19 protein-coding genes are annotated in these 18,580 nt (G+C 65.8%); 13 read left to right on the top strand and 6 right to left on the bottom strand.

Going from position 1 to position 18,580, the window contains the following annotated elements; translation table 11 throughout:
• Window positions 1–13 precede the first annotated feature (13 nt).
• Window positions 14–832 (top strand): YfaP family protein, encoded by an 819-nt coding sequence (locus tag NH14_RS33095; RefSeq protein WP_035534797.1) that lies wholly within the window; start codon window positions 14–16, stop codon window positions 830–832.
• Between the two features lie 27 nt (window positions 833–859).
• On the opposite strand, the gene NH14_RS33090 is transcribed toward NH14_RS33095, so the two are convergent.
• Window positions 860–1,693 (bottom strand): isocitrate lyase/PEP mutase family protein, encoded by an 834-nt coding sequence (locus NH14_RS33090; RefSeq protein ID WP_035534750.1) that lies wholly within the window; start codon window positions 1,691–1,693, stop codon window positions 860–862.
• A gap of 316 nt (window positions 1,694–2,009) precedes the next feature.
• Here NH14_RS33090 and NH14_RS33085 point away from each other — a divergent pair, with 316 nt between their 5' ends.
• Entirely contained in the window at window positions 2,010–3,194 is a 1,185-nt protein-coding gene (locus NH14_RS33085; protein ID WP_035534752.1) for a pyridoxal phosphate-dependent aminotransferase, read from the top strand.
• A 48-nt stretch (window positions 3,195–3,242) separates the two neighbouring features.
• Here NH14_RS33085 and NH14_RS33080 read toward each other — a convergent pair whose 3' ends face one another.
• A complete protein-coding gene (locus NH14_RS33080; RefSeq protein ID WP_035534754.1) occupies window positions 3,243–3,476 on the bottom strand; it encodes a hypothetical protein in 234 nt (77 codons plus the stop codon).
• Window positions 3,477–3,513: 37 nt separating this feature from the next.
• Window positions 3,514–3,978: an Lrp/AsnC family transcriptional regulator gene (locus NH14_RS33075; RefSeq protein ID WP_035534757.1), complete on the bottom strand. Its 465-nt coding sequence runs from the start codon at window positions 3,976–3,978 to the stop codon at window positions 3,514–3,516.
• Window positions 3,979–4,114: 136 nt separating this feature from the next.
• On the opposite strand from NH14_RS33075, the gene NH14_RS33070 reads away from it, so the two are divergent.
• A complete protein-coding gene (locus NH14_RS33070) occupies window positions 4,115–4,741 on the top strand; it encodes a LysE family translocator (RefSeq protein ID WP_035534762.1) in 627 nt (208 codons plus the stop codon).
• 27 nt (window positions 4,742–4,768) lie between these two features.
• Here NH14_RS33070 and NH14_RS33065 read toward each other — a convergent pair whose 3' ends face one another.
• Window positions 4,769–5,284: a DUF1993 domain-containing protein gene (locus tag NH14_RS33065; protein WP_035534765.1), complete on the bottom strand. Its 516-nt coding sequence runs from the start codon at window positions 5,282–5,284 to the stop codon at window positions 4,769–4,771.
• Window positions 5,285–5,665: 381 nt separating this feature from the next.
• Between NH14_RS33065 and NH14_RS33060 the strand changes: the two genes are divergently transcribed.
• The 3 genes from NH14_RS33060 (at window position 5,666) to NH14_RS33050 (ending at window position 8,561) form a co-directional block, all read left to right on the top strand.
• The gene (locus NH14_RS33060) at window positions 5,666–6,274 is read left to right on the top strand and encodes a hypothetical protein (protein ID WP_035534768.1); all 609 of its coding nucleotides are present in this window, start codon (window positions 5,666–5,668) and stop codon (window positions 6,272–6,274) included.
• A 284-nt stretch (window positions 6,275–6,558) separates the two neighbouring features.
• Window positions 6,559–6,846: a hypothetical protein gene (locus tag NH14_RS33055; protein WP_052148614.1), complete on the top strand. Its 288-nt coding sequence runs from the start codon at window positions 6,559–6,561 to the stop codon at window positions 6,844–6,846.
• Between the two features lie 518 nt (window positions 6,847–7,364).
• Window positions 7,365–8,561 carry a L,D-transpeptidase gene (locus NH14_RS33050; RefSeq protein ID WP_237179851.1) on the top strand — a complete coding sequence of 399 codons (1,197 nt, stop codon included), beginning with the start codon at window positions 7,365–7,367 and terminating at the stop codon, window positions 8,559–8,561.
• A 56-nt stretch (window positions 8,562–8,617) separates the two neighbouring features.
• On the opposite strand, the gene NH14_RS33045 is transcribed toward NH14_RS33050, so the two are convergent.
• Window positions 8,618–9,517 carry a DMT family transporter gene (locus tag NH14_RS33045; protein ID WP_035534776.1) on the bottom strand — a complete coding sequence of 300 codons (900 nt, stop codon included), beginning with the start codon at window positions 9,515–9,517 and terminating at the stop codon, window positions 8,618–8,620.
• A gap of 154 nt (window positions 9,518–9,671) precedes the next feature.
• Window positions 9,672–11,312, bottom strand: coding sequence for an ABC1 kinase family protein (locus tag NH14_RS33040; RefSeq protein WP_084226019.1), 1,641 nt, complete (start codon window positions 11,310–11,312; stop codon window positions 9,672–9,674).
• Between the two features lie 214 nt (window positions 11,313–11,526).
• Between NH14_RS33040 and NH14_RS33035 the strand changes: the two genes are divergently transcribed.
• The 7 genes from NH14_RS33035 (at window position 11,527) to NH14_RS33005 (ending at window position 18,214) form a co-directional block, all read left to right on the top strand.
• Window positions 11,527–12,282 carry a DeoR/GlpR family DNA-binding transcription regulator gene (locus NH14_RS33035; protein ID WP_035534779.1) on the top strand — a complete coding sequence of 252 codons (756 nt, stop codon included), beginning with the start codon at window positions 11,527–11,529 and terminating at the stop codon, window positions 12,280–12,282.
• Window positions 12,283–12,658: 376 nt separating this feature from the next.
• The gene (phnS, locus tag NH14_RS33030; protein ID WP_035534806.1) at window positions 12,659–13,744 is read left to right on the top strand and encodes a 2-aminoethylphosphonate ABC transporter substrate-binding protein; all 1,086 of its coding nucleotides are present in this window, start codon (window positions 12,659–12,661) and stop codon (window positions 13,742–13,744) included.
• 132 nt (window positions 13,745–13,876) lie between these two features.
• Window positions 13,877–14,974 (top strand): 2-aminoethylphosphonate ABC transport system ATP-binding subunit PhnT, encoded by a 1,098-nt coding sequence (gene phnT, locus NH14_RS33025; protein WP_035534809.1) that lies wholly within the window; start codon window positions 13,877–13,879, stop codon window positions 14,972–14,974.
• A complete protein-coding gene (locus NH14_RS33020; protein WP_035534782.1) occupies window positions 14,952–15,875 on the top strand; it encodes a 2-aminoethylphosphonate ABC transporter permease subunit in 924 nt (307 codons plus the stop codon). The genes phnT and NH14_RS33020 overlap by 23 nt, the downstream gene beginning before the upstream one ends.
• Before the next feature lie 88 nt (window positions 15,876–15,963).
• Window positions 15,964–16,785: a 2-aminoethylphosphonate ABC transport system, membrane component PhnV gene (gene phnV / locus NH14_RS33015; protein WP_237179853.1), complete on the top strand. Its 822-nt coding sequence runs from the start codon at window positions 15,964–15,966 to the stop codon at window positions 16,783–16,785.
• A gap of 112 nt (window positions 16,786–16,897) precedes the next feature.
• On the top strand, window positions 16,898–17,596 hold the full coding sequence (locus NH14_RS33010; RefSeq protein WP_407947207.1) for a GntR family transcriptional regulator: 699 nt from the start codon (window positions 16,898–16,900) through the stop codon (window positions 17,594–17,596).
• Window positions 17,597–17,659: 63 nt separating this feature from the next.
• Window positions 17,660–18,214, top strand: coding sequence for a phosphonate degradation HD-domain oxygenase (locus tag NH14_RS33005; RefSeq protein WP_035534788.1), 555 nt, complete (start codon window positions 17,660–17,662; stop codon window positions 18,212–18,214).
• Window positions 18,215–18,580 lie beyond the last annotated feature (366 nt).

Genomic DNA, 18,580 nt, shown 5'->3' with positions numbered 1-18,580 from the left:
CAGGCGAACCAGCATGCATCCGATCCGGCTCCATCGTCGCTTCTCCGGTCATTTCTCGCGCCACAGGCTCGTGAGCGTCGCGCTTGCGCTCGGCGCGTTCACGAACGCCGCGCATGCCGACACCATCGACTTCGCCGCGCCGCTGAACGGCTGGCGCAATTCGGCCGGCGACGAAGCGCGCTATACGCAGGACGTCCACTATCCCGCCGTTGCCGTGAGCACGCCGGAGGGGCAGTCGGTCAACGCGCTGATCGCGGGGCACATCAAGGCGGCACCCAAGGCCAGGCCGCGTACCTCGGTGGGCACGCTCGTGGTGAATGGCACGCCCATGCCTCAGCGCATCGAGGAGGACGGCGCGTTCTCGCGGCCGTTTGCGTTTGGCGCGGGCAGCAACAGCGTGGAGCTGCGCACGGCGGACGGCACGCGCAAACGCGTGCAGTTCTACGACGCCTACACGGGCAAGACGCAGGCGCGCCTGCGGATCGTGCTCGCGTGGGACACCGACGGCACCGATCTCGACCTGCATGTGGTGTCGCCCGACGGTGTGCACACGTTCTACGCCGACCGTGTGGCGCCGAACGGCGGCGCGCTCGACGTGGACGTGACGACGGGCTACGGTCCCGAGATCTATTCGAGCGCTGCGCCACTGCACGGCACCTATCTCGTCTACGTGAACTACTACGGCAATGGCAACAGCGGCAGCGACATGACCGTGGCGCAGATCACCATCATCACCGACGAAGGCACGCCGAACGAAAAGAGCGAGACAATACGCGCGCCCATGCGCAAGCCCGGTGAGCTGACGCTCGTGAAGCGCTTCGTCGTGCCGTGAGTGACGCCATGGCAGCGTCGAAATGAATCAGGAAGGATCCCTGAATAAATCATTGAGTTGATTACCCGGCGCAGCGTCGACGAAACCGTCGAAGCGTCCTTGCACGAGCGTCTGGGCGGCACGCATGAAACCGCCCCACGCCGAGCGTGCCAGCGCGCCGCCCACGCTCACGCGCCGCACGCCCATTGCCGCGAGATCCTGGAGCGTGAATGCCGAAGCCGAGCCGATCAGCACGTTGACGGGCTTGGGGGCAACGGCCGCAACCACCGCAACGATGTGCTCGCGCGCGTGGATGCCCGGCATGTAGAGGCAGTCCGCGCCCGCCGCCGCATAGGCCTTGATGCGCGCGAGCGCGTCTTCGAAATCGGGTTCGCCAGTGAAGAAGTTTTCCGCGCGCGCCACCAGCAAGGTATCGCCGCCGCGTTCGTCGATGGCGCGTCGCGCGGCCTTCACGCGCTCCACGGCGATCTCCAGCGGGAACAGCGGCGCGGCTGGGTCGCCCGTCGAATCCTCGATCGAGAGTCCTGCAACACCTGTCTCGACGGCGAGGCTCACACTCTGCGCAACGCCGGCCGCATCGGCGCCAAAGCCATTTTCGAAGTCCGCGTTGATGGGCAAATCGGTGGCCGCGACCATCTCGCGCAGATGCGCGAGGATCGCCTCGCGGGGCAGCGAATTGTCGGCGCAGGCGCGCGACCACGCAAAGCCCGAACTGGTCGTGGCGAGCGCCTTGAAGCCGACGCTCTCGAGATAGCGCGCGCTGCCCGGATCCCAGGGGTTGGGCAAGAGGAAGCAGCCGGAAGCATGCAAGGCTCGGAATGCGGCGCGTTTTTCCGCGACGCTGCGTGGCGAAGAGGGCATGGCGTGTCTCCAGGAGTGGCACAGGGCTGGGCGGCGAGCCGACGATAGCCGGCGATAGCCGGCGATATGGCACGGCCGCGCCCGCATAGAGCATGGTGAGCGAGAGCAGGTGCGGCAAGGCCGGCCAGCGTGCATTGTGCTCCGGTGTGCGCCGGCGCGCTCGCGCGGTGTCGGGGGCGGAAATACCTTCGCGCTATTTTTCCTCGATCGCGTTCCTTGGTATCGTGATGTGCGCGCCGTGCGAACACGCATCGCGCCATAGGTATGGATTGAACATGTATCGACGCAGCCGGCGTCGCAAGGAGACTCGCTAACGATGAAATATTCGAATCTGGTGGAGCGCTTGCAGGGGCGGCGCACGTCGGCGTGGGAGATCCATCACGCCGCGATTCAGGCGGCCGCTCGCGGCGAAGACGTGATCGTCCTGAGCGTGGGCGACCCGGATTTCGCAACCCCCGAGCCTGTCGTCGAGCGTGCCGTCACGGCATTGCGCGCGGGCGATACGCATTACACGGCGATCATGGGGCGTGAGCCGCTGCGCGAAGCCATTGCCCGGCAGCATGCGGCGGCGGGCGCGCGGGACGTTGGCGCGCAGAACGTGATTCTGTGCGCAGGGGCGCAGAATGGCGTTTTCGCCGCTTCGCTATGCCTGTGCGAAGCCGGCGACGAGGTGCTCGTGCCGGAGCCGATGTATCTGACCTACGAGGCTGCGATACGCTCGTCGGGCGCGACGCTCGTGCCGGTGCCCGTCGATCCGGACAACGGCTTTCATCTCGATTGCGACGCCCTCGAAGCAGCGCTCACGCCACGCACGCGGGCGATCTTTTTCGCCACGCCGTGCAACCCGACCGGCGCAGTGATGCCGCGCGAGCATCTCGAGCGCATTGCCCGACTCGCGCAGCGTCACGATCTCTGGGTGGTGTCCGACGAGGTCTACGCCGATCTCACTTTCGAGCGCGAGCACGTGAGCATTGCGATGCTCGACGGCATGGCGCAACGCACAGTGACAATCGGCAGCCTTTCGAAATCGCATGCGATGCCGGGTTGGCGGTTTGGCTGGGTGATTGCGCCCGAAACGTTGATCGGCCATCTGGGGCGGCTCGCCTTGTGCATGTTCTATGGCTTGCCCGGCTTCATCCAGGAGGCCGCGCTCACGGCGCTGGAGCAGCGCGAGCCGATCGTCGCACAAATGCGCGCGATCTACCGGCGCAGGCGTGATCTCGTCCATGCGCGCCTGAGTGGTGTGCCGGGGCTGCGTTGCCTGCTGCCGGAAGCCGGCATGTTCATGATGATCGACGTGCGCGGCACCGGCCTCGATCCGCAGGCGTTCACGTGGCAGCTATTCGAAGCGCAAAAAGTGTCGCTGCTCGACGCGAGCGCATTCGGCGAAACGGCAAGCGGCTATGTCCGCTTCGGCTTTGTGGTCGACGATGAACGGCTCATCGAGGCCTGTGAGCGGATTGCGGCTTTTGTACGGCAACTGCCCGGGACGGGGCGCTAACGCACTTCGAAATTCAGGCGCGCCGGCGTCCGCGCCGATGCAAGTCCGTCAACGATTGCCATCGAACAGGTCGTTTAGCATCTCGTCGAAGGCCGCCTGGGCGTCTTCCAGTTCCTGCAGTGCGGCGTCGAACGTCTGCAATGCAAACTGCGACGGCCGGCCTTCGCCTTGCGGCGGAAACTGCGTTTGCAAGGCAGTGAATGCTGTCTTGACGCGTTGCGTGGCGTTCAGCACGCGGTCCATTGCGGCGGCCTCTTCGGCTCGTGCCTGTTCTGGGTTCATCGAAAGCTCCGGTTTGAGAATAGAAAGTGTGGGGCGCTCACGGCAACGGCAGCCGGCCTTCGGACTTCACGGCGCGCAGCGAGAGCGCCGATTCGACCGATGTGACACCAGGCAGACTGCGCAATTCGTCGCGCATGAACGTGCCGTAGTCGTCGAGGTCGCGCGCCACGATCATCAAAATATAGTCCGCCGTGCCGGCCACGTTGTGGCACGAGAGAATCCGCTCGATCGCACAGACTTCGCGCTCGAAGCGGTCGGCCAGCGCCCGGTCGTGCACTGCGAAGCGCACCGAGACATAGGCAAGCACGCCGTAGCCGAGCGTGCGCCGCGAGAGCATGGCCCGATAGCGCTCGATATAGCCTTCCTGCTCGAGCCGCTTGAGGCGGCGTGCGCAGGGCGTCTCGCTCAAGCCGACGGTTTCGGCGAGCCGCGCGATAGGCATTCTGCCGTCCGCCTGCAGGGCGCCAAGGATCGCGCGGTCGAGTTTGTCGAGATCGCTCATGGCGAGGAGTGCTTTCCTGATTTCGATGACGAAATTTTAGGGCATTCCGCTCCACATTGAAGAGTTATCCACAAAAAACGTCAGAAATCGCTCCGTCATTGGCGGCAACATAGAGCCTATTCCAAACGAGGCCAACATGATTTCCGCTCACCTTCTATTGATGTTCATCGCCGCCCTGGTTGTGGTCTGCGCATTGCCGGGGGCGGACATGGCGCTGGTGATGCAGACCAGCATGAGCCGCGGCGCGCGGCGTGGCTTCGCGGCGGCTTGCGGCCTCGGGCTGGCGCGTGCCACGCACGTCACGCTCTCGGCGTGCGGGCTCGCGGCGTTGCTCCATAACGCACCATGGCTCTATGAGGTCGTGCGCTATGCCGGCGCGCTCTACCTGACCTGGATTGCCGTGCAGATTTTCCGCGCGCCGGGTTTTGCTCTGCCGGATCAGGCCGGTACGATGGCCGAGCGCCCGCTGCGTGCGGACTTCTTCAAGGGCCTGCTCACCAACCTGCTGAATCCGAAGGCGCTGCTGTTCTGCTCAGTGCTGCTGCCGCAGTTCATTCGCCCCGAGGCGGGGTCGGTCTGGCTGCAGGTGACCGAGCTGGGCATCTTGCTCGTGATCGTGTGCGCGCTCTTCGATGTGATCTATGTGCTGGGTGCGTCGCGGATCGCCGTGTGGCTGCGCCGGCACCCGCTGGCGCAGACCGTGCAGAAATGGGCTTTCTCTTCGGCGCTGATTGGCTTCGCGGTGCGGCTTTCGCTCGATTGATGCGCGAAAGCCGTGTGCCTGGGCGCCTTACGCGTTCGGCTTGCCGCCCAGATAGTCGAGCTTGCCCAGTTCGACGCCGTTGTGACGCAGGATGTCGTACGCCGTCGTGACATGGAAATAGAAGTTGGGCAGCACGAAAGCCAGCAGGTAGTCCTGGCCCGTGAATTCGATCGGGCCCGAGCGCATTTTCAGCGTGATGGTCTTGCCTTCGGAACCGTCGATCTGCTCGGGCTTGAACGTGTTCAGGTAGTCGATCGTCTTCTGGATGCGCGCGTGCAGATCGTCGAAGCTAACTTCCACGTCTTCGAATTTCGGCGCGTCCACGCCTGCGAGGCGCGCGGCGCAGCCCTTCGCCGTGTCCGTGGCAATGTGGATCTGGCGCGCCAACGGCAGCATGTCGGGGAATAGCCGTGCGCCGGTCAGCACCGAGGGGTCGATCTGCTTTTCAGCCGCGTGCGCCTGCGCCTTGCCGATGATGGTCTGCAGGTTGGCGAGGCCGCGCACGAGCACGGGCACCGAGGCGTGATACATGGTGATGGACATGGGAATTCCTCGTTTCCTTGAATGTGCACGCCGGACTCCGGAGCGGAGAGGGGCGGGCGGATCATTATGCGCTATCGGGTTTGCCGCCGCCATTGGCTGAACGGCCGATCTTGCGGTGGCGCGCGAGTTCCTGCGCTTGCCTGTCATATTAATCGGCATGACGAAATAAAAATTCCTTTTTAAATCGCATAGTTCGCGCATGGTTTGCGCATAGTCTGGATCGGTTGCCTGGCGACGCTCGGGCGATGGCGAATGCCGGGGGACTGTCTGCCGGGCGTGGCCTGGTGCTGCACATTCACCACGTGAAATTTGGATGTGTTTTAATTGTCCGGCATTGACCATCCATTTCGCGTCGTACGGCAGCGTACGGTGCGCTGATCCATGAACGCAGAATTGGCAGAAAAACGCCGCGCCGGGCGTCGCATGGCAGAGGGCAGGGCATGCCGGACGGGCTTGCGCGGCTGGCGCCCGCTTGGTTGCGCGTTGCATGGCGTGCTGCTGGCGCTTGCCGTCGGCGGCGTAGCGCGCGGTGCGCCCGCCATGGCGCAGGAGGCGCAACTACTCGACGCGCGCGTCACCCAGGAGTCTGTGGCCGAGACGATTTGCCGGCCCGGTTATGCCGATACCGTGGCGCCTCCGTTCGACGAGACGATGGCGCAAAAGGGCCGTCTGCTCGCGGCGCGCGGCATCGATTCCGATGAGGGCGTCGCCTATGCGCTCGACCGGCGCGTGCCAATCTTGCTTGGCGGTTCGCCCGATGCGGCCGCGAACTTCGACTTGCTGCCGTGGGGCGGCCATGCCGGCGAACGGCGCAAGTCGCTCCTTACGGTGCGGCTCAAGCGTTGCGTGTGCGCCGGGCGGATATCGCTCGCCGAGGCGCAGGCGGTCATCTCCGGCAACTGGGCGCACCGGTACGATCAACTCACGCGCATGCAATGTGGCACGGATATGGGCGACACCACTTCGGCGAGCAGCGACGAAGGTCAATAGCTCGCGCGCGGCCATTGTCGGCACGTTGATTGCGCACTCTCCAGAATCGACGGGTCTGAACGGCGGGCATTTGACAATATGACGCAGCGCGCAGGCTGGAGATTGAGCATATTCTGACTATCATCAATGAATGTGGAGTGAGCGAAATGCTACCGTCGACGCTTTTCCTGTTTGTAGCCGTGGCCCTGCTCGGACAGGTGGTTTGGGCTCGCGCAAAGGCGCGCGCGAGTCTTCAGCCCGTGCGGGTGCGAGCCGACCGACCGCGCCGCCAACGGTAGTTCAACATGCACCTGACCGTCTGGAACGTCCCCGAAACCTGTAGCGAAGAAGAAGTGCGCGACTTCGTCAAACGTGAGCTCGGGCATTACGCCAAGGGCGTCACGGTGTACGACGTGGGCACGTCGAACGCACACGCAGATATCGAACTCGATTCCGATGTGCCCTACGTGGGCGAAGCGGTTGCGCGCGAGTTGCAGAGCCGGCGCCTTGCCGGTGTCGCGCTGCGCGTGAGTGCCGCGCCGTTCGACGGCGAGGCACAGCAGGACTCAACACGACCGGCGTCCGTGCGCTGATTCTTCGCGACGTCGTGCCGATCAGGCCCTCTTCGTAAAGCCTCCTGGTGCCTCGCAGCGGCGCGATGGCTTCTTCTCCCGCCTTGCTTGCTTCCCCGCCGCGGTTTCGTCGTCGGTAAGTCGAAATTGCCGTCTGGTCGCAACGGCCGCCAACCGCGCGAGCCGGCTGACCGTTTTCAAATCCAAACCATCGCCGATCCCATGCATCGTGGTGCGCAGCGCATTTGCGTGCAGCGTGTCTTGCGCGCATATCGCCTGGTACCGCGGCTTGCGCGTTTTGTCTGGTCTAATGGCGGGTAATCCTGCCGGGATACTGGCCCGATGTGTGCGTCATGGCGCGCACGCTCACCGGTCGGCGTCGCGGCGATCTATTCCAGACAAAACACAAATCAGCCGGATTCACAATGAACGAAGACTTTTCGCGCTGCGCTCCTGCGCGCGTGAACGGTGGTGTCCGGGGCGACACTACGAACGCCCATTCTCGTGAGGCGTTGCATGCGCCGTTGCGGATTCGCCGCATGCTGGGCGCAGCTTTCTGCGCGTGGTGGGCTGCCGGCGCCTGGGCTGCGGGCGCCGCAGGGGCTGCGTCGGACGCGCATGTGATGTCGGGGGCCGTGCAAGCGGCTCAGACAGCGTCCCAGCCGGCGGCGGTTTCCGGCGCTGCGCCGCACGCAGGATCCGGCGCATCGGCGCCTGTACGGGCTTTGTCCGCGCAGGGCATAGCCGCAGCATCGGCGGGGGCTTCGTCAGCGAGGTCGGCTTCGTCTGCATCGAGCACAGCGGCGGCTTTGCCGGCTGCATCAGCCGCATCGGCGGCTTCAGCGGCTTCAGCGGCTTCAGCGGCTTCGGCATCGCCCACCGCGGCGCCGGCGCAGCCCGCGTCCGTGCCTGCGCCGCTCGTCTTGCCCGAGCATCCGGATCTCACGCCCAAGCAGGCCGCCGAGGAAACGCGCCGTGCGCTGGCCATGCGCCAGACCTTCGCGAGCAGCGTGAAGCGCCGTCTGCGCGTGCCGCCCGCCGATCAGCGCGCTTACGGTCAGCGCCTGCAGACCGCGCTCGACGAAAAGGACCTCGGTGCGCTTGCGGGCGAGTTCGTCATCCTCGTGGATCGCGCTGCGACCGTTCAGGCGCTCTTTATCTACTTCCGCGCGATGCCGGACGAGCCTTGGCAAATGATTGGCGCTTCGCCGGTCGCGACGGGCCGGCCCGGCGAATTCGACCACTTTCTCACGCCGCTCGGCGTGTTCGAACACACGCCCTCGAACATGGATTTTCGCGCGGAAGGCACGATGAACGACAACGGCATTCGCGGCTACGGCGCGCGCGACATGCGCATCTACGATCTCGGCTGGGTCGACGGCGAGCGCGCTTGGGGCAAGGGCGGCCGCTCGCCGATGCGTTTCCAGATGCACGCCACCGACCCCGACCGCCTCGAACCGCTGCTCGGCATCCGCCATTCGAAGGGCTGCGTGCGCATTCCCGCGTCGTTGAACGCTTTCATCGATCACTACGGAATCGTCGATGCCGAGTATCAGGCGCTCGTCGATTCGGGCCGATCGATGTGGGTCCTGCACCCGGGCCGCGAGGTCACGCCATGGGCGGGGCGCTTCATCGTCGTGATCGATTCGCAGCGCAAGGCGCGGCCCGCATGGTCGCCGGCGCCGGGCAGCAAGGCGCGCGCGAATATGCCCAAGGGCGGTGATACGGCCGATTGAGGGCTGATTGAGGCCTGCTTGACGGCGGGCCGATGGCAGATCGATGGCGGATCGATTCACCCGCGCCGCGCGATCACCACGCCCGCAAGCGCCACGCCGAAGCCCGCCATCTGCACCGGCGCGAGCGTTTCGCCGAATAGCAGCCAGCTTTCGAGCGCGGCGAGCGGCGGCGCGAGAAACAGCAGCGCCGTGGCGCGGGCCGCATCGCCGTGGCGCACCATCCAGACGAGCAGCGTCACGCCCACGCCCGAGAGCATTGCGATGCCCCAGGCAAGCGAGATCCAGAGTGTCGTCGAAGCAATCCAGCGATGCTCGCCCAGCGCGAGCGCCAGCAGCGCTGCGACCACTGCCGCGCCCGCATTCTGGACCGCGCTCGCGCTGCGGATATCGGCCTTGGCCAGCGAGGTCTTTTGATAAAGCGTGCCTGCGGTGATCGCACCGACTGCGAGCACCGCGACAATCACGACCATGAGCGGACTCGCATGTGCGCCCGGGGCATCGGCTGCACCGGCCGCCTGGACGCCCGCAGCGGCGGCGCGCAGTTTCGGCATCAGCACGAGCACGACGCCCGCGAGCCCGAGCGACAGGCCTTGCCAGCGCCGCATCGTGAGCCGCTCGCCGAACAGCGGCGCGGCAAGTGCGGAGGTCAGCAGCGGTTGCAGCGCGCCGAGCAGCGCCATCACGCCCGCGCTCAGGCCCTGGGCGACGGCCCAGTAGCTCGCACCCAGATACACGCCCTGCAGCATCGCGCCAGCGAAGAGATGCTTGCCGAACTCGCGCCCTCGCGGCCATGGCGCGCGCAGGGCGAGCGCGACGCAGGCGAACAGTAGCGCGGTCCCGCCGAAACGCGCGAGCAGGAACAGGTTGGGATCGGCATACGGGGCGATCGCGCGGGCGACCACGAAGCCCGTCGACCACAGGACGACGAAGAGGGCGGGAGCGAGCGAGTCGAGCATCGGTTCTGGCAAGAGCGGCGCGGCACCAATACGGGAATGTGTCGCGAACGAACGGCGAATGGACCGCTGGCATCGCGCGGACGTCACGTGGACATCGCGCGGGCAACGGGCTAAAGACCCGGAGTATCGCCGGGGCGGGCCGTGCCGGTCTTGTTCAGGACTGCACTGGGGCGGGGCGGGAAGTTCCGGCTGGCGGCGCGTTTTCGCGGCTCGCCTGGCTGAAGGGCGGCGCGGCGAAAAGCGTCGCGGCCACGCCGATCAGCACGCCGGTCAAGGCGCAGGCGATCAGCAGCGCGCGCGTGCGGCGGTGCTCGCGGCGCAGCGCCTCGAGCGCCGCGGCTTGGGCTTGCGCTGCATTCGGGCCGTGGGCCGCGTGCGAGTGATGCTGCATGAAGTGGTAAATGAGTTGCGGCACGCGCGGCGCGATCTGCGCGAGATGCGGCAACTCCTGGGACAGCCGCTTGATCCACCCTTGCAGGCCGACATCGCGCTTCGCGATGTCCATGAGCGTCGCGTTTGCGATACCCCATGCATCGACGCCCGGATGAATCGTGCGCGCGAGCGTCTCTGCGTTGCCGAACGCGCGCTGCGCTGCAGCGAGCCGCGGCGACACCTCGCCGCCAAACGGCTGCACCGAGTGCAGCAGATGATGAAACAGCGCCGCCGCGCTGCGTGTGCTGGCATCGCCGGCGAAATGCGCTTCGCTGCGCGTGCGCAACTCGGCTTCGATCTGCTCCGCGCGCGCGTGCGTGGGCACGTGGCCCGCGAGGTGATGCAGCGCGGCGAGGCGTGCGTAGTCCTGCTCGAACAGCGCCGTCGCGCTGTGCACGAAGAATTCGCGCTCCGGCGAAGACAGGCTCGTCATCAGCGCTGCGCTCGCGAATATGAGGCGGCCGCACGTTTGCGGTTCGATGCTCACGGCCACGCGCCGCGCGTCGAAGGCCGCGTGGAAGAAGCCGTGCTCGAATGCCTGCTGCGTGACGACTTCGATCAGATGCGCAGCCACGCGCGTCACGTTGATGTGATGTTCCGCGAGGCCGGCGAGGTCGGTCACGCGCACGGTGTCGATGTGCTCGACGGTGAGCGTCTGTGCGGTGCAGCAGTCCCAGATCACGTCGGGGACGAGGACGCGCGTGTCGTTGGCGAGATGGTGTCCGGTCTGGCTCAGGTTCGCGGCCTGCGCGCGCAAATCGAAACGGCGTTGCAGGTCCTCGCGCAGCGTTTGCGCGAGCGCGCTCAAGCCGAGCTTGCGCGCCGCGCCCGAGAAGCGCTCGAGCCAGCGCGCGACGGCGCACAGCAGCGCGGCGTCGTCGTCGACTTCCTGCGCCTGTTTCGCGCGCAGCACGCGCACCGTCACCCTCTGATGACCGTTGACCGGCAGCGCAAGGCGCGCGACGTGGGTTTGCTCGCACCATCCGTTGTGACAGGGCGTGGGGTCGATCCACGAAAAGATCGTTTGCGGCGGCTTGCCGAACGCGGCATTCAGAGCGGCATCGAGTTGCTGCGGCGTGAGCGGTTCTTCGAAGTGATCGACGGCGTCGATGGCATCGTGAAGCGTGGACGCGGCGAGTTCGGGCCTGGTGACGAGCGTCTGCGCGAAGGCGCCCGCAAGCGGCGCGAGGCGCGGCAGGGCGCTCGACAGATGCATGGCGAGGCGCTCGTCGTCGCGCATGCGCGCGGCGAGCGAGACGATCCAGTGCAGCTTGTGGTGCTCGGGCGCCGCGAGCCAGATCAGCCGCATGCCATAGCGCAGCGCGCAGAACAGGAGACGCAGTTGGCGAAGTTGTGAGCGCATGGGGGAGCGGCCGTCGACGGAACGACAAATCGACAAAATGGAAAGCCGCCCGGTTCCCGGACGGCCAACATCAGATTAACAGGGATGGCCGCGCGTTGGCAGCCGTTTCGATTCGCCCCGACACGGCACGCGCAATCCGGCACGCGTAATACAATACGGCGGCTCTTTCGATAACACCCTTTCGATACCACGCCGCGCAAGCGCGCTCACCGAGATGCTCGCAGAACAACGCCACCAGTACATCCTTTCGCAAGTGACCCGGACCGGCGCGCTTTCCGTGGCGGATCTCGTGCGCGAGCTGCGGGTCTCGCGCGAGACGATCCGGCGCGACCTCAACACGCTTGCGGGGCGCGGGTTGCTCGTGACGACTCACGGCGGCGCGCTGTCCAGCGACCGCAGCGAGCCGGACCTCGACGTGCGCGAGGCCGCCAACGCGAGCGCCAAGCGGGCCATCGGCGAGCGCGCCGCAGAGTTCGTGCCCGACGGCGCATCCGTCATCATCGATTCGGGCAGCACGACGCACGCGCTCGCTCGCGCGCTCATCGACCGCCATCGCCTCACGGTCTACACCAACGACTGGCGCATCGCGCTGCTGCTCGGCCGGCGCAACGAGAATCGGGTGACGATGCTGGGCGGCGAGTTGTCCGATCAGGAGGAGGCCACCTTCGGCCTCGATACGGTGCAGCAACTCGCGCAATACCACGTCGATTATGCGTTCGTGGGGGCGGGCGGCATCACCGCCGACGGCTGGCTCACCGACTACACGCGCATGGTCGCCGAGGTGCGCAGCCGCATGCTCACGGCCGCTACCTGCGCGATCGTCGTGGCCGACAACTCGAAGTTCGGTCGCGTCACACCGGTGCGCATCAACGGCTTCGAGCGCGCCCGTTATGTGATCACCGAACTCGCGCCCGAAAAGAGCATTGCCCGCGCTATCGCCGCGCGGGGGCCGGAACTCCTCGTCGCCTGATTTTCTTTCGCCGGTTCGCCGATCTGCCGATCCCGGCTTGTGCACTGCCGCGAGCGTTTCCGCGGCCAATGACATATGCTGATTTTTGGCGAATTGTGGAATTTTTTGACATTCGCCACAATCGTCATGGCCTTGTCACGAAAACCTGTGATTCTTGCCGGGCCCGTTCAGACGGGGCCGGCGCGCTTGACGAGGCAACTCCTTGGTGTGCAGTGGGTCCGGTGACTTGAGGGTGGCAATGACAGATTGCAGACAATCTACAATCTGTTTGCCGCACCGGACGGGTACGGAAGGCGGCGCAGTCCGCCGACGTTCGACATTCGACTAGACACGCATCGGGTATCCCGAGCATATGGTTTTGCCTTCGGAGAGCGACATGAACCACAGGAATTCCCCTCGCGCGGGTTTTGCACGCAAACTGTTGCCCATGATGGCCGCCGCCGCGCTGCTGCAAGGTGCGGCGCTGAGCGCCCACGCCGCTGGCTCGGTTGTGCTGTACACGGCTGACGGCCTCGAAAATCTCTACAAAGACGTGCTGCCCGCCTTCGAGAAGAAGGAAGGCGTGAAGGTCAATATCGTGACCGCGGGCAGCGGCGAAGTCGTGAACCGCGCCAACGTCGAAAAGGACGCGCCCAAGGCCGACGTCCTGATCACGCTGCCGCCGTTCATTCAGCAGGCGCAGCAAAGCGGCCTGCTGCAGCCGTATCACAGCGTGAACTACAAGAACGTGCCGGCGATCGCGAAGTCTCCTGACGGCTCGTGGGCAACCTTCGTGAACAACTACTTCTCGTTCGCGATCAACCCCGAAGTCGTGAAGAACCAGCCGAAGACGTTCGCCGACCTGCTGCATCCGGACTACTCGGGCAAGGTCGCGTACTCGAACCCGGCCACAGCCGGTGACGGCATGGCCGTGATTATTCTCACGACCTCGCTGATGGGCGAAGACAAGGCGTTCGAGTATCTGAAGAAGCTCGAGCAAAGCGCCAAGTTCCACACCAAGGGCACGGGCTACCTCGACGTGCTGCTCTCGCGCAACGAGATCGCGGTGGCCAACGGCGACCTGCAGATGGATCTCGACGATGCGGCCAACGGCGGTCTGTCGCTCAAGCCGATCTTCCTTGCTGCCGAAGCAGGCGGCCAACCCACTACGTTCCAGCTGCCGTACGCAATCGGCCTGATCAAGAACGGTCCGAACCAGGAAGCAGGCAAGAAGCTGATCGACTACCTGATGTCGACGGACGTGCAATCGAAGGTGCCGGACATCTTCGGCATTCCGGGCCGCACGGACGTAGCGCTCTCGGGCAAGAACGGCGCGGCGGTCAAGCAGGCGATCGAAGGCGTGAAGCTGATTCCGGTCGACTGGAACCAGGTGATGGCGAAGAAGGCCGACTGGACCGCACGCTGGAAGAGCGAAGTGATCGGCTCGTCGGGCAAGCCGATCGAAGTCGTGAAGCCGAAATAAGCGATTGCGGCAAGCAACCGAGCAATACCTGAGTACTGTGTATGGGATGAGATCCGGCGTTGAAGCGACGCGCCGGGTCTCATCGAGAAGGAGACGAACCCGGTGAATACCGCAAGCCTTGCGCCGGCCCAGATGGCCCGCGCACTGCCGGATGTGTCCGGCTTGATCGATGCCCCCGAAGCCGCCGATGCGGTGCAAGCTGGCGGCGCCGCGGGCGTGCAGATCGATCGCCTGAGCGTGCGCTTCGGCGCGCGCACGGTGCTCGACGATCTGTCGCTCACCATTCGCCGTGGCGAATTGCTGACCGTGCTGGGCCGCAGCGGTTGCGGCAAGACCACCTTGCTGCGTTTCATCGCCGGGTTTATCGAAGCCGATGCGCTGGCGGGTTCGCTCACCGTCGCGGGACGCGATCTGACTCACGTGCCGCCGCATCAGCGCAATCTGGGGCTGCTGTTTCAGAGCTACGCGCTGTTTCCGCATCTCACGGTATTCGAGAACGTTGCGTTCGGGCTCAAGGCGCGCCGCGTGCCGGCGCGCGACATCGCGCGGCGCGTGGCGGATGCGCTCAAGCTCGTGCAGCTCGGCGACGCGGGCCATGTGATGCCGGCGCAGCTCTCGGGCGGCATGCAGCAGCGCGTGGCGCTTGCGCGCGCGCTCGTGATCGAGCCGGACGTGCTGCTGCTCGACGAACCGCTTTCGGCGCTCGACGCCAATCTGCGCGCTTCGGTGCGCTCCGAACTCAAGGCGCTGCACGAGCGCCTGCCCGATCTCACGATCGTTTGCGTGACGCACGATCAGGACGACGCGCTGGTGCTTTCCGATCGCACACTCCTGATGCGCGATGGCCGCATCGCGCAGCTCGGCACGCCGCAGCAACTCTATGACACGCCCAACGACGCTTACGTCGCGCGCTATCTCGGCGCGGCGAACCTGTTGCCGCCGAGCGTGGCGTTTCCCGTGGGCGACGCGCGTTACGGCGTGCGCGACAAGCTCGCGTGCCTGCGCCCCGAAAGCCTGCGCATCGTGCCGCTCGGCGAAGGCGGCCTGCACGGCACGATCGAATCGGTCGAATGGTATGGCTCGGTGCTTTCGGTGCCGGTGCTGCTCGACGCGATGCCGAACGAACCGGTGCTCGTCACCATGCAGCGCGGCCACGGCATGACGCCGGAAAAAGGCATGCGTGTGTCCCTGCGTTACGAGGTTGACGATGTCGTCCTTATCAACCCCTGATTCCGCTTTCCCGGGCGCGCCGCTTCCCGGCGCCGAAGCGCATGCGGCCGCCGCGCGCCGCCGCGAACGGCGCGCGCAATGGCACATCGCTTTCTTGCTCGTGTTCGTGCTGGGGCCGCTCGTGGTCTATCCGCTCGTGCGGCTCGTGCTGCTCAGCTTGACCGGCGCGCATGGCCTGAGCTTGCACGCCTATGCGGCGTTCTTCGGCAATCCCGATTCGCGCGGCGTGATCGGCACGACGCTGTGGATCCTGTTCCTCAGCGCGGGCATCGCCTCGTTGCTGGGCGTGGCGATCGCCGCAATCCTGTTCTTCAAGCCGTTTCCGGGCGCTCGCCTCGTCACGCGCTTTCTCGAACTGTTCGTGGCGTTTCCGTCGTTTCTCGTCGCTTTCACGCTGATTTTTCTTTATGGCTCGCAAGGTTCGGTGAGCATCGGCTTGCAGCGGCTCTTTCATCTGCAGGCGCCGCCGCTCGATTTTCTGTTCGGCATCGGCGGCGTGGTGCTCGCGGAAGTAGTGTTCTATGCGCCCTTCGTGGTGCGCCCGACGCTCGCCGCGTTCGCGCTGCTCGACATGCGCCTGATCGAAGCCGCGCGCAGCTTGGGTGCGAACAACCGCATGGTCGCCGCGCGCGTGATCCTGCCGCTCGCGTGGCCGGGCATCGCCGCGGGCACGATCCTGTGTTTTCTGCTCACGTTCAACGAGTTCGGCATTCTGCTCGTGCTCGGCAGCGCGCATCTGGTCACGCTGCCGGTGGCGATCTATAGCTCGGCGACCGTCGATCTCGATCTGCCGACCGCCGCCGCGGGCGCGGTGGTCATGCTCGCGATGTCGCTTTCTTTGTATGCGTTGTATCGGCGCGTGAATCGCCGCAGTCATGGGGGCGCGCGCAATGGCAAGTAATGCGGGGAGCTCGGCAAATAATCCGGCAACCAATTTGGCAACCAATCCCGTAGTGGCGGCGGACCGCATCGCCCTGCCGCCGAAGCATCTGCGGGCGCGGCCCGTCGAGCGCAGCGCGCTCGCCCGCTTCGGCAGCGGCGTGCTGCTCGCGCTCGCGGCGCTGCTGTGTTTCTGGCTCTTCGTGTTGCCGGTGATCGTTGTCGCGCTCTCGAGCGTGGCCTCGCACTGGTCGGGCACGATCCTCCCCGACGGCTTCAGTACGCGCTGGTTCGAGCGCCTTGGCCCGAGCGATTTCGACGCGCTCGTTACGAGCCTCGAAATCGGCTTCGGCGTGGCGGTGCTCGGCACGGCGCTCGGGCTGTGGCTTGCGCTCGCGCTCGAAGGGCGCGACCGGCGCGGCCTTGGCGCCATCGCCGATGCGCTTGCGATGGTCCCCAACGGCGTGCCGAGCGTCGTGCTCGGGCTCGCGGTGCTGATCGCCTATCACAAGGCGCCTGTCGATCTGTCGAGTTCGGCGGCGATCGTCGTGTTCGTGCAGCTCGCGCTGGTGCTGCCGTTTTGCTATCGCTGCGCGGCGGCGGGGCTGCGTCCCGAATTGAGGGTGTTGCGCGAGGCGGCCGCGAGCCTCGGCGCGCCGCCCTCGATGGTGCTGCGCCGGGTGGTGCTGCCGCAGCTGGTGCCGGCTATCCGCGCGAGTCTCGCGCTGGGCTTCGCGATCTCGCTTGGCGAACTTGGCGCGACGCTCACGGTTTATCCGCCGGGATTCGCGACGGTGCCTATCGTCGTCGTCGGTGCGGTCGAGCGTGGGTACTACCTGCCGGCGTCGGCGCTATCGCTGATCTTGCTGATCGTGTCGCTGGCGGCGCTGTCGTTGATTGCGGCGCGCGCGCCGCGTCGCCGCGCGGATTGAAACCATGAACAGCACGCGGGCTGACGCGCAGCGCCACCTCGCGGGATGGTCCAGCGGCGATGCCGGCGCAGCAGACGAGCCCCACGCGGGCCGCGACCTGAAAGGAGTGCGCGTGGCAACGGTGACGCGCGATGTGGATCTACGGAGTGCCGCGCATTCGGACGCGGCGACGCCGCTAGCGCTGGTGCGCGAGCGCTCGCTGACCGACCTCGTGCGCGACGAGATTGAGCGCTGCATCGCGGACGGGCGGCTGGCGCCGGGCGCGAAGCTCGTCGAGTCCGAATGGGCGGCCCGACTGCAGGTATCGCGCGGACCGGTGCGCGAAGCGTTTCGCGCGCTCGAGCAGGCGGGGCTCGTGCGCAACGAGAAACATCGCGGCGCGTACGTGCGCAGCGTGTCGGACGCCGAGGCGGGCGAGCTTGCCTTGCTGTGCTCGGCGCTTGAAGAGGCGGCGTGCCGGATGCTGGCGGCGCGTATCGACGCGGTGCAGGTCGCTGCGCTGCGCGACCGGCTCGATGCCATGCGCGGCGCGCTCGCCGATGACATTGTGTTTGCGCGCGCGCGCGATGCGTTTCGCGACGCGCTCGTCGAGGCGGCCGGCAACGGTAAGCTGCTCGAAGCGCATCGGCGCGCGGTGAACGAATGGCGGCTAGCGCCGCGCCTGCCGCAAACCGACGCGATGCGGCACGCGACCTATGCGCGCCTCCGGGCGGTCTTGAATGCGCTGGCCTCGCGCGATCCCAATGAGGCCGCGGCCCGGATGCGCACGCAGGAAACATCGGGCGAACTGGATGACGGTGACGCCTGTTGAGCGACAGGAGTAGCTACAGGAGCGGCGGGCTTCGAAGCGATCGAATACAGGGGGCTAGCAAGCATGGCACTGAGTCTGGAAGACATTCGCAGCTTGTTCGAGCAGCACGGCGGGCAGGCGTATAGCGGCGAGCCGGTGACGCAGCTTGAGCACGCGCTGCAAAGCGGTGCGTTGGCCGAGGAAGAAGGCGCGAGCGAGGAACTCGTGGCGGCGGCGTTTTTGCACGACCTCGGGCATTTGCTGAATCGCCAGGGCGAAACGCCGACCGAGCGCGGCATCGACGACCTGCACCAGTACTATGCGCTGCCGTTCCTGCGGCCGATTCTGCCGCCAAGCGTGCTGGAGCCGATCAAACTGCACGTCGATGCGAAGCGATACCTGTGCTCAACCGACGAAGCGTACTTTGGCCGCTTGTCGGCCGACTCCGTGCGCAGCCTGCAATTGCAGGGCGGCATTTTCGACGCCGATGGCGCGCGCGAATTCGCCGAGCGTCCCCATGCGGACGACGCCGTGCGTCTGCGTCGCTGGGACGACCTCGCGAAGGTCGCCGGCAAGCAAACGCCGGACCTTGACCACTACTTGCAGATCGTGGATCGCGTGATGCAGCGCCACGCGTAAAGCGGTTTCGCGTCTTTTTTCGACGGACTCAAAAACCCCTTGCCAGATCGCATCCGCGTGACTAGAATTCCGCTCCTTCGCTAGCCGATGTATGCCAGCGAAGCCCGCCGCGAGAAACGGCGGGGGGCGGGAAAGTCTTCAGTTTTTAAACGGTGACGTTAAAAAATATGTTGACGAAACGCCAGAGAGTCTGCATAATCTCGTTTCTCTGCTGCTGACGCAGCAACGCAGAAAGCGCCGGGTGGTTCGAAGTTGTTCCGGTGCCTTGTGCGACGCGATCTTTAAAAATTTACAGCCGATAAGTGTGGGCGCTTGATGGGTTTCGCGACCTGGTGATTCTTTCGGGAATGGCCGGGAGTAGCGAAA

Origin of the sequence: Paraburkholderia sacchari (genome assembly GCF_000785435.2) — a bacterium.
In the GTDB taxonomy this organism is placed as follows: domain Bacteria; phylum Pseudomonadota; class Gammaproteobacteria; order Burkholderiales; family Burkholderiaceae; genus Paraburkholderia; species Paraburkholderia sacchari.
The sequence above is the reverse complement of the archived record's forward strand: the minus strand, read 5'-3'. Positions and strand labels throughout refer to the sequence as shown.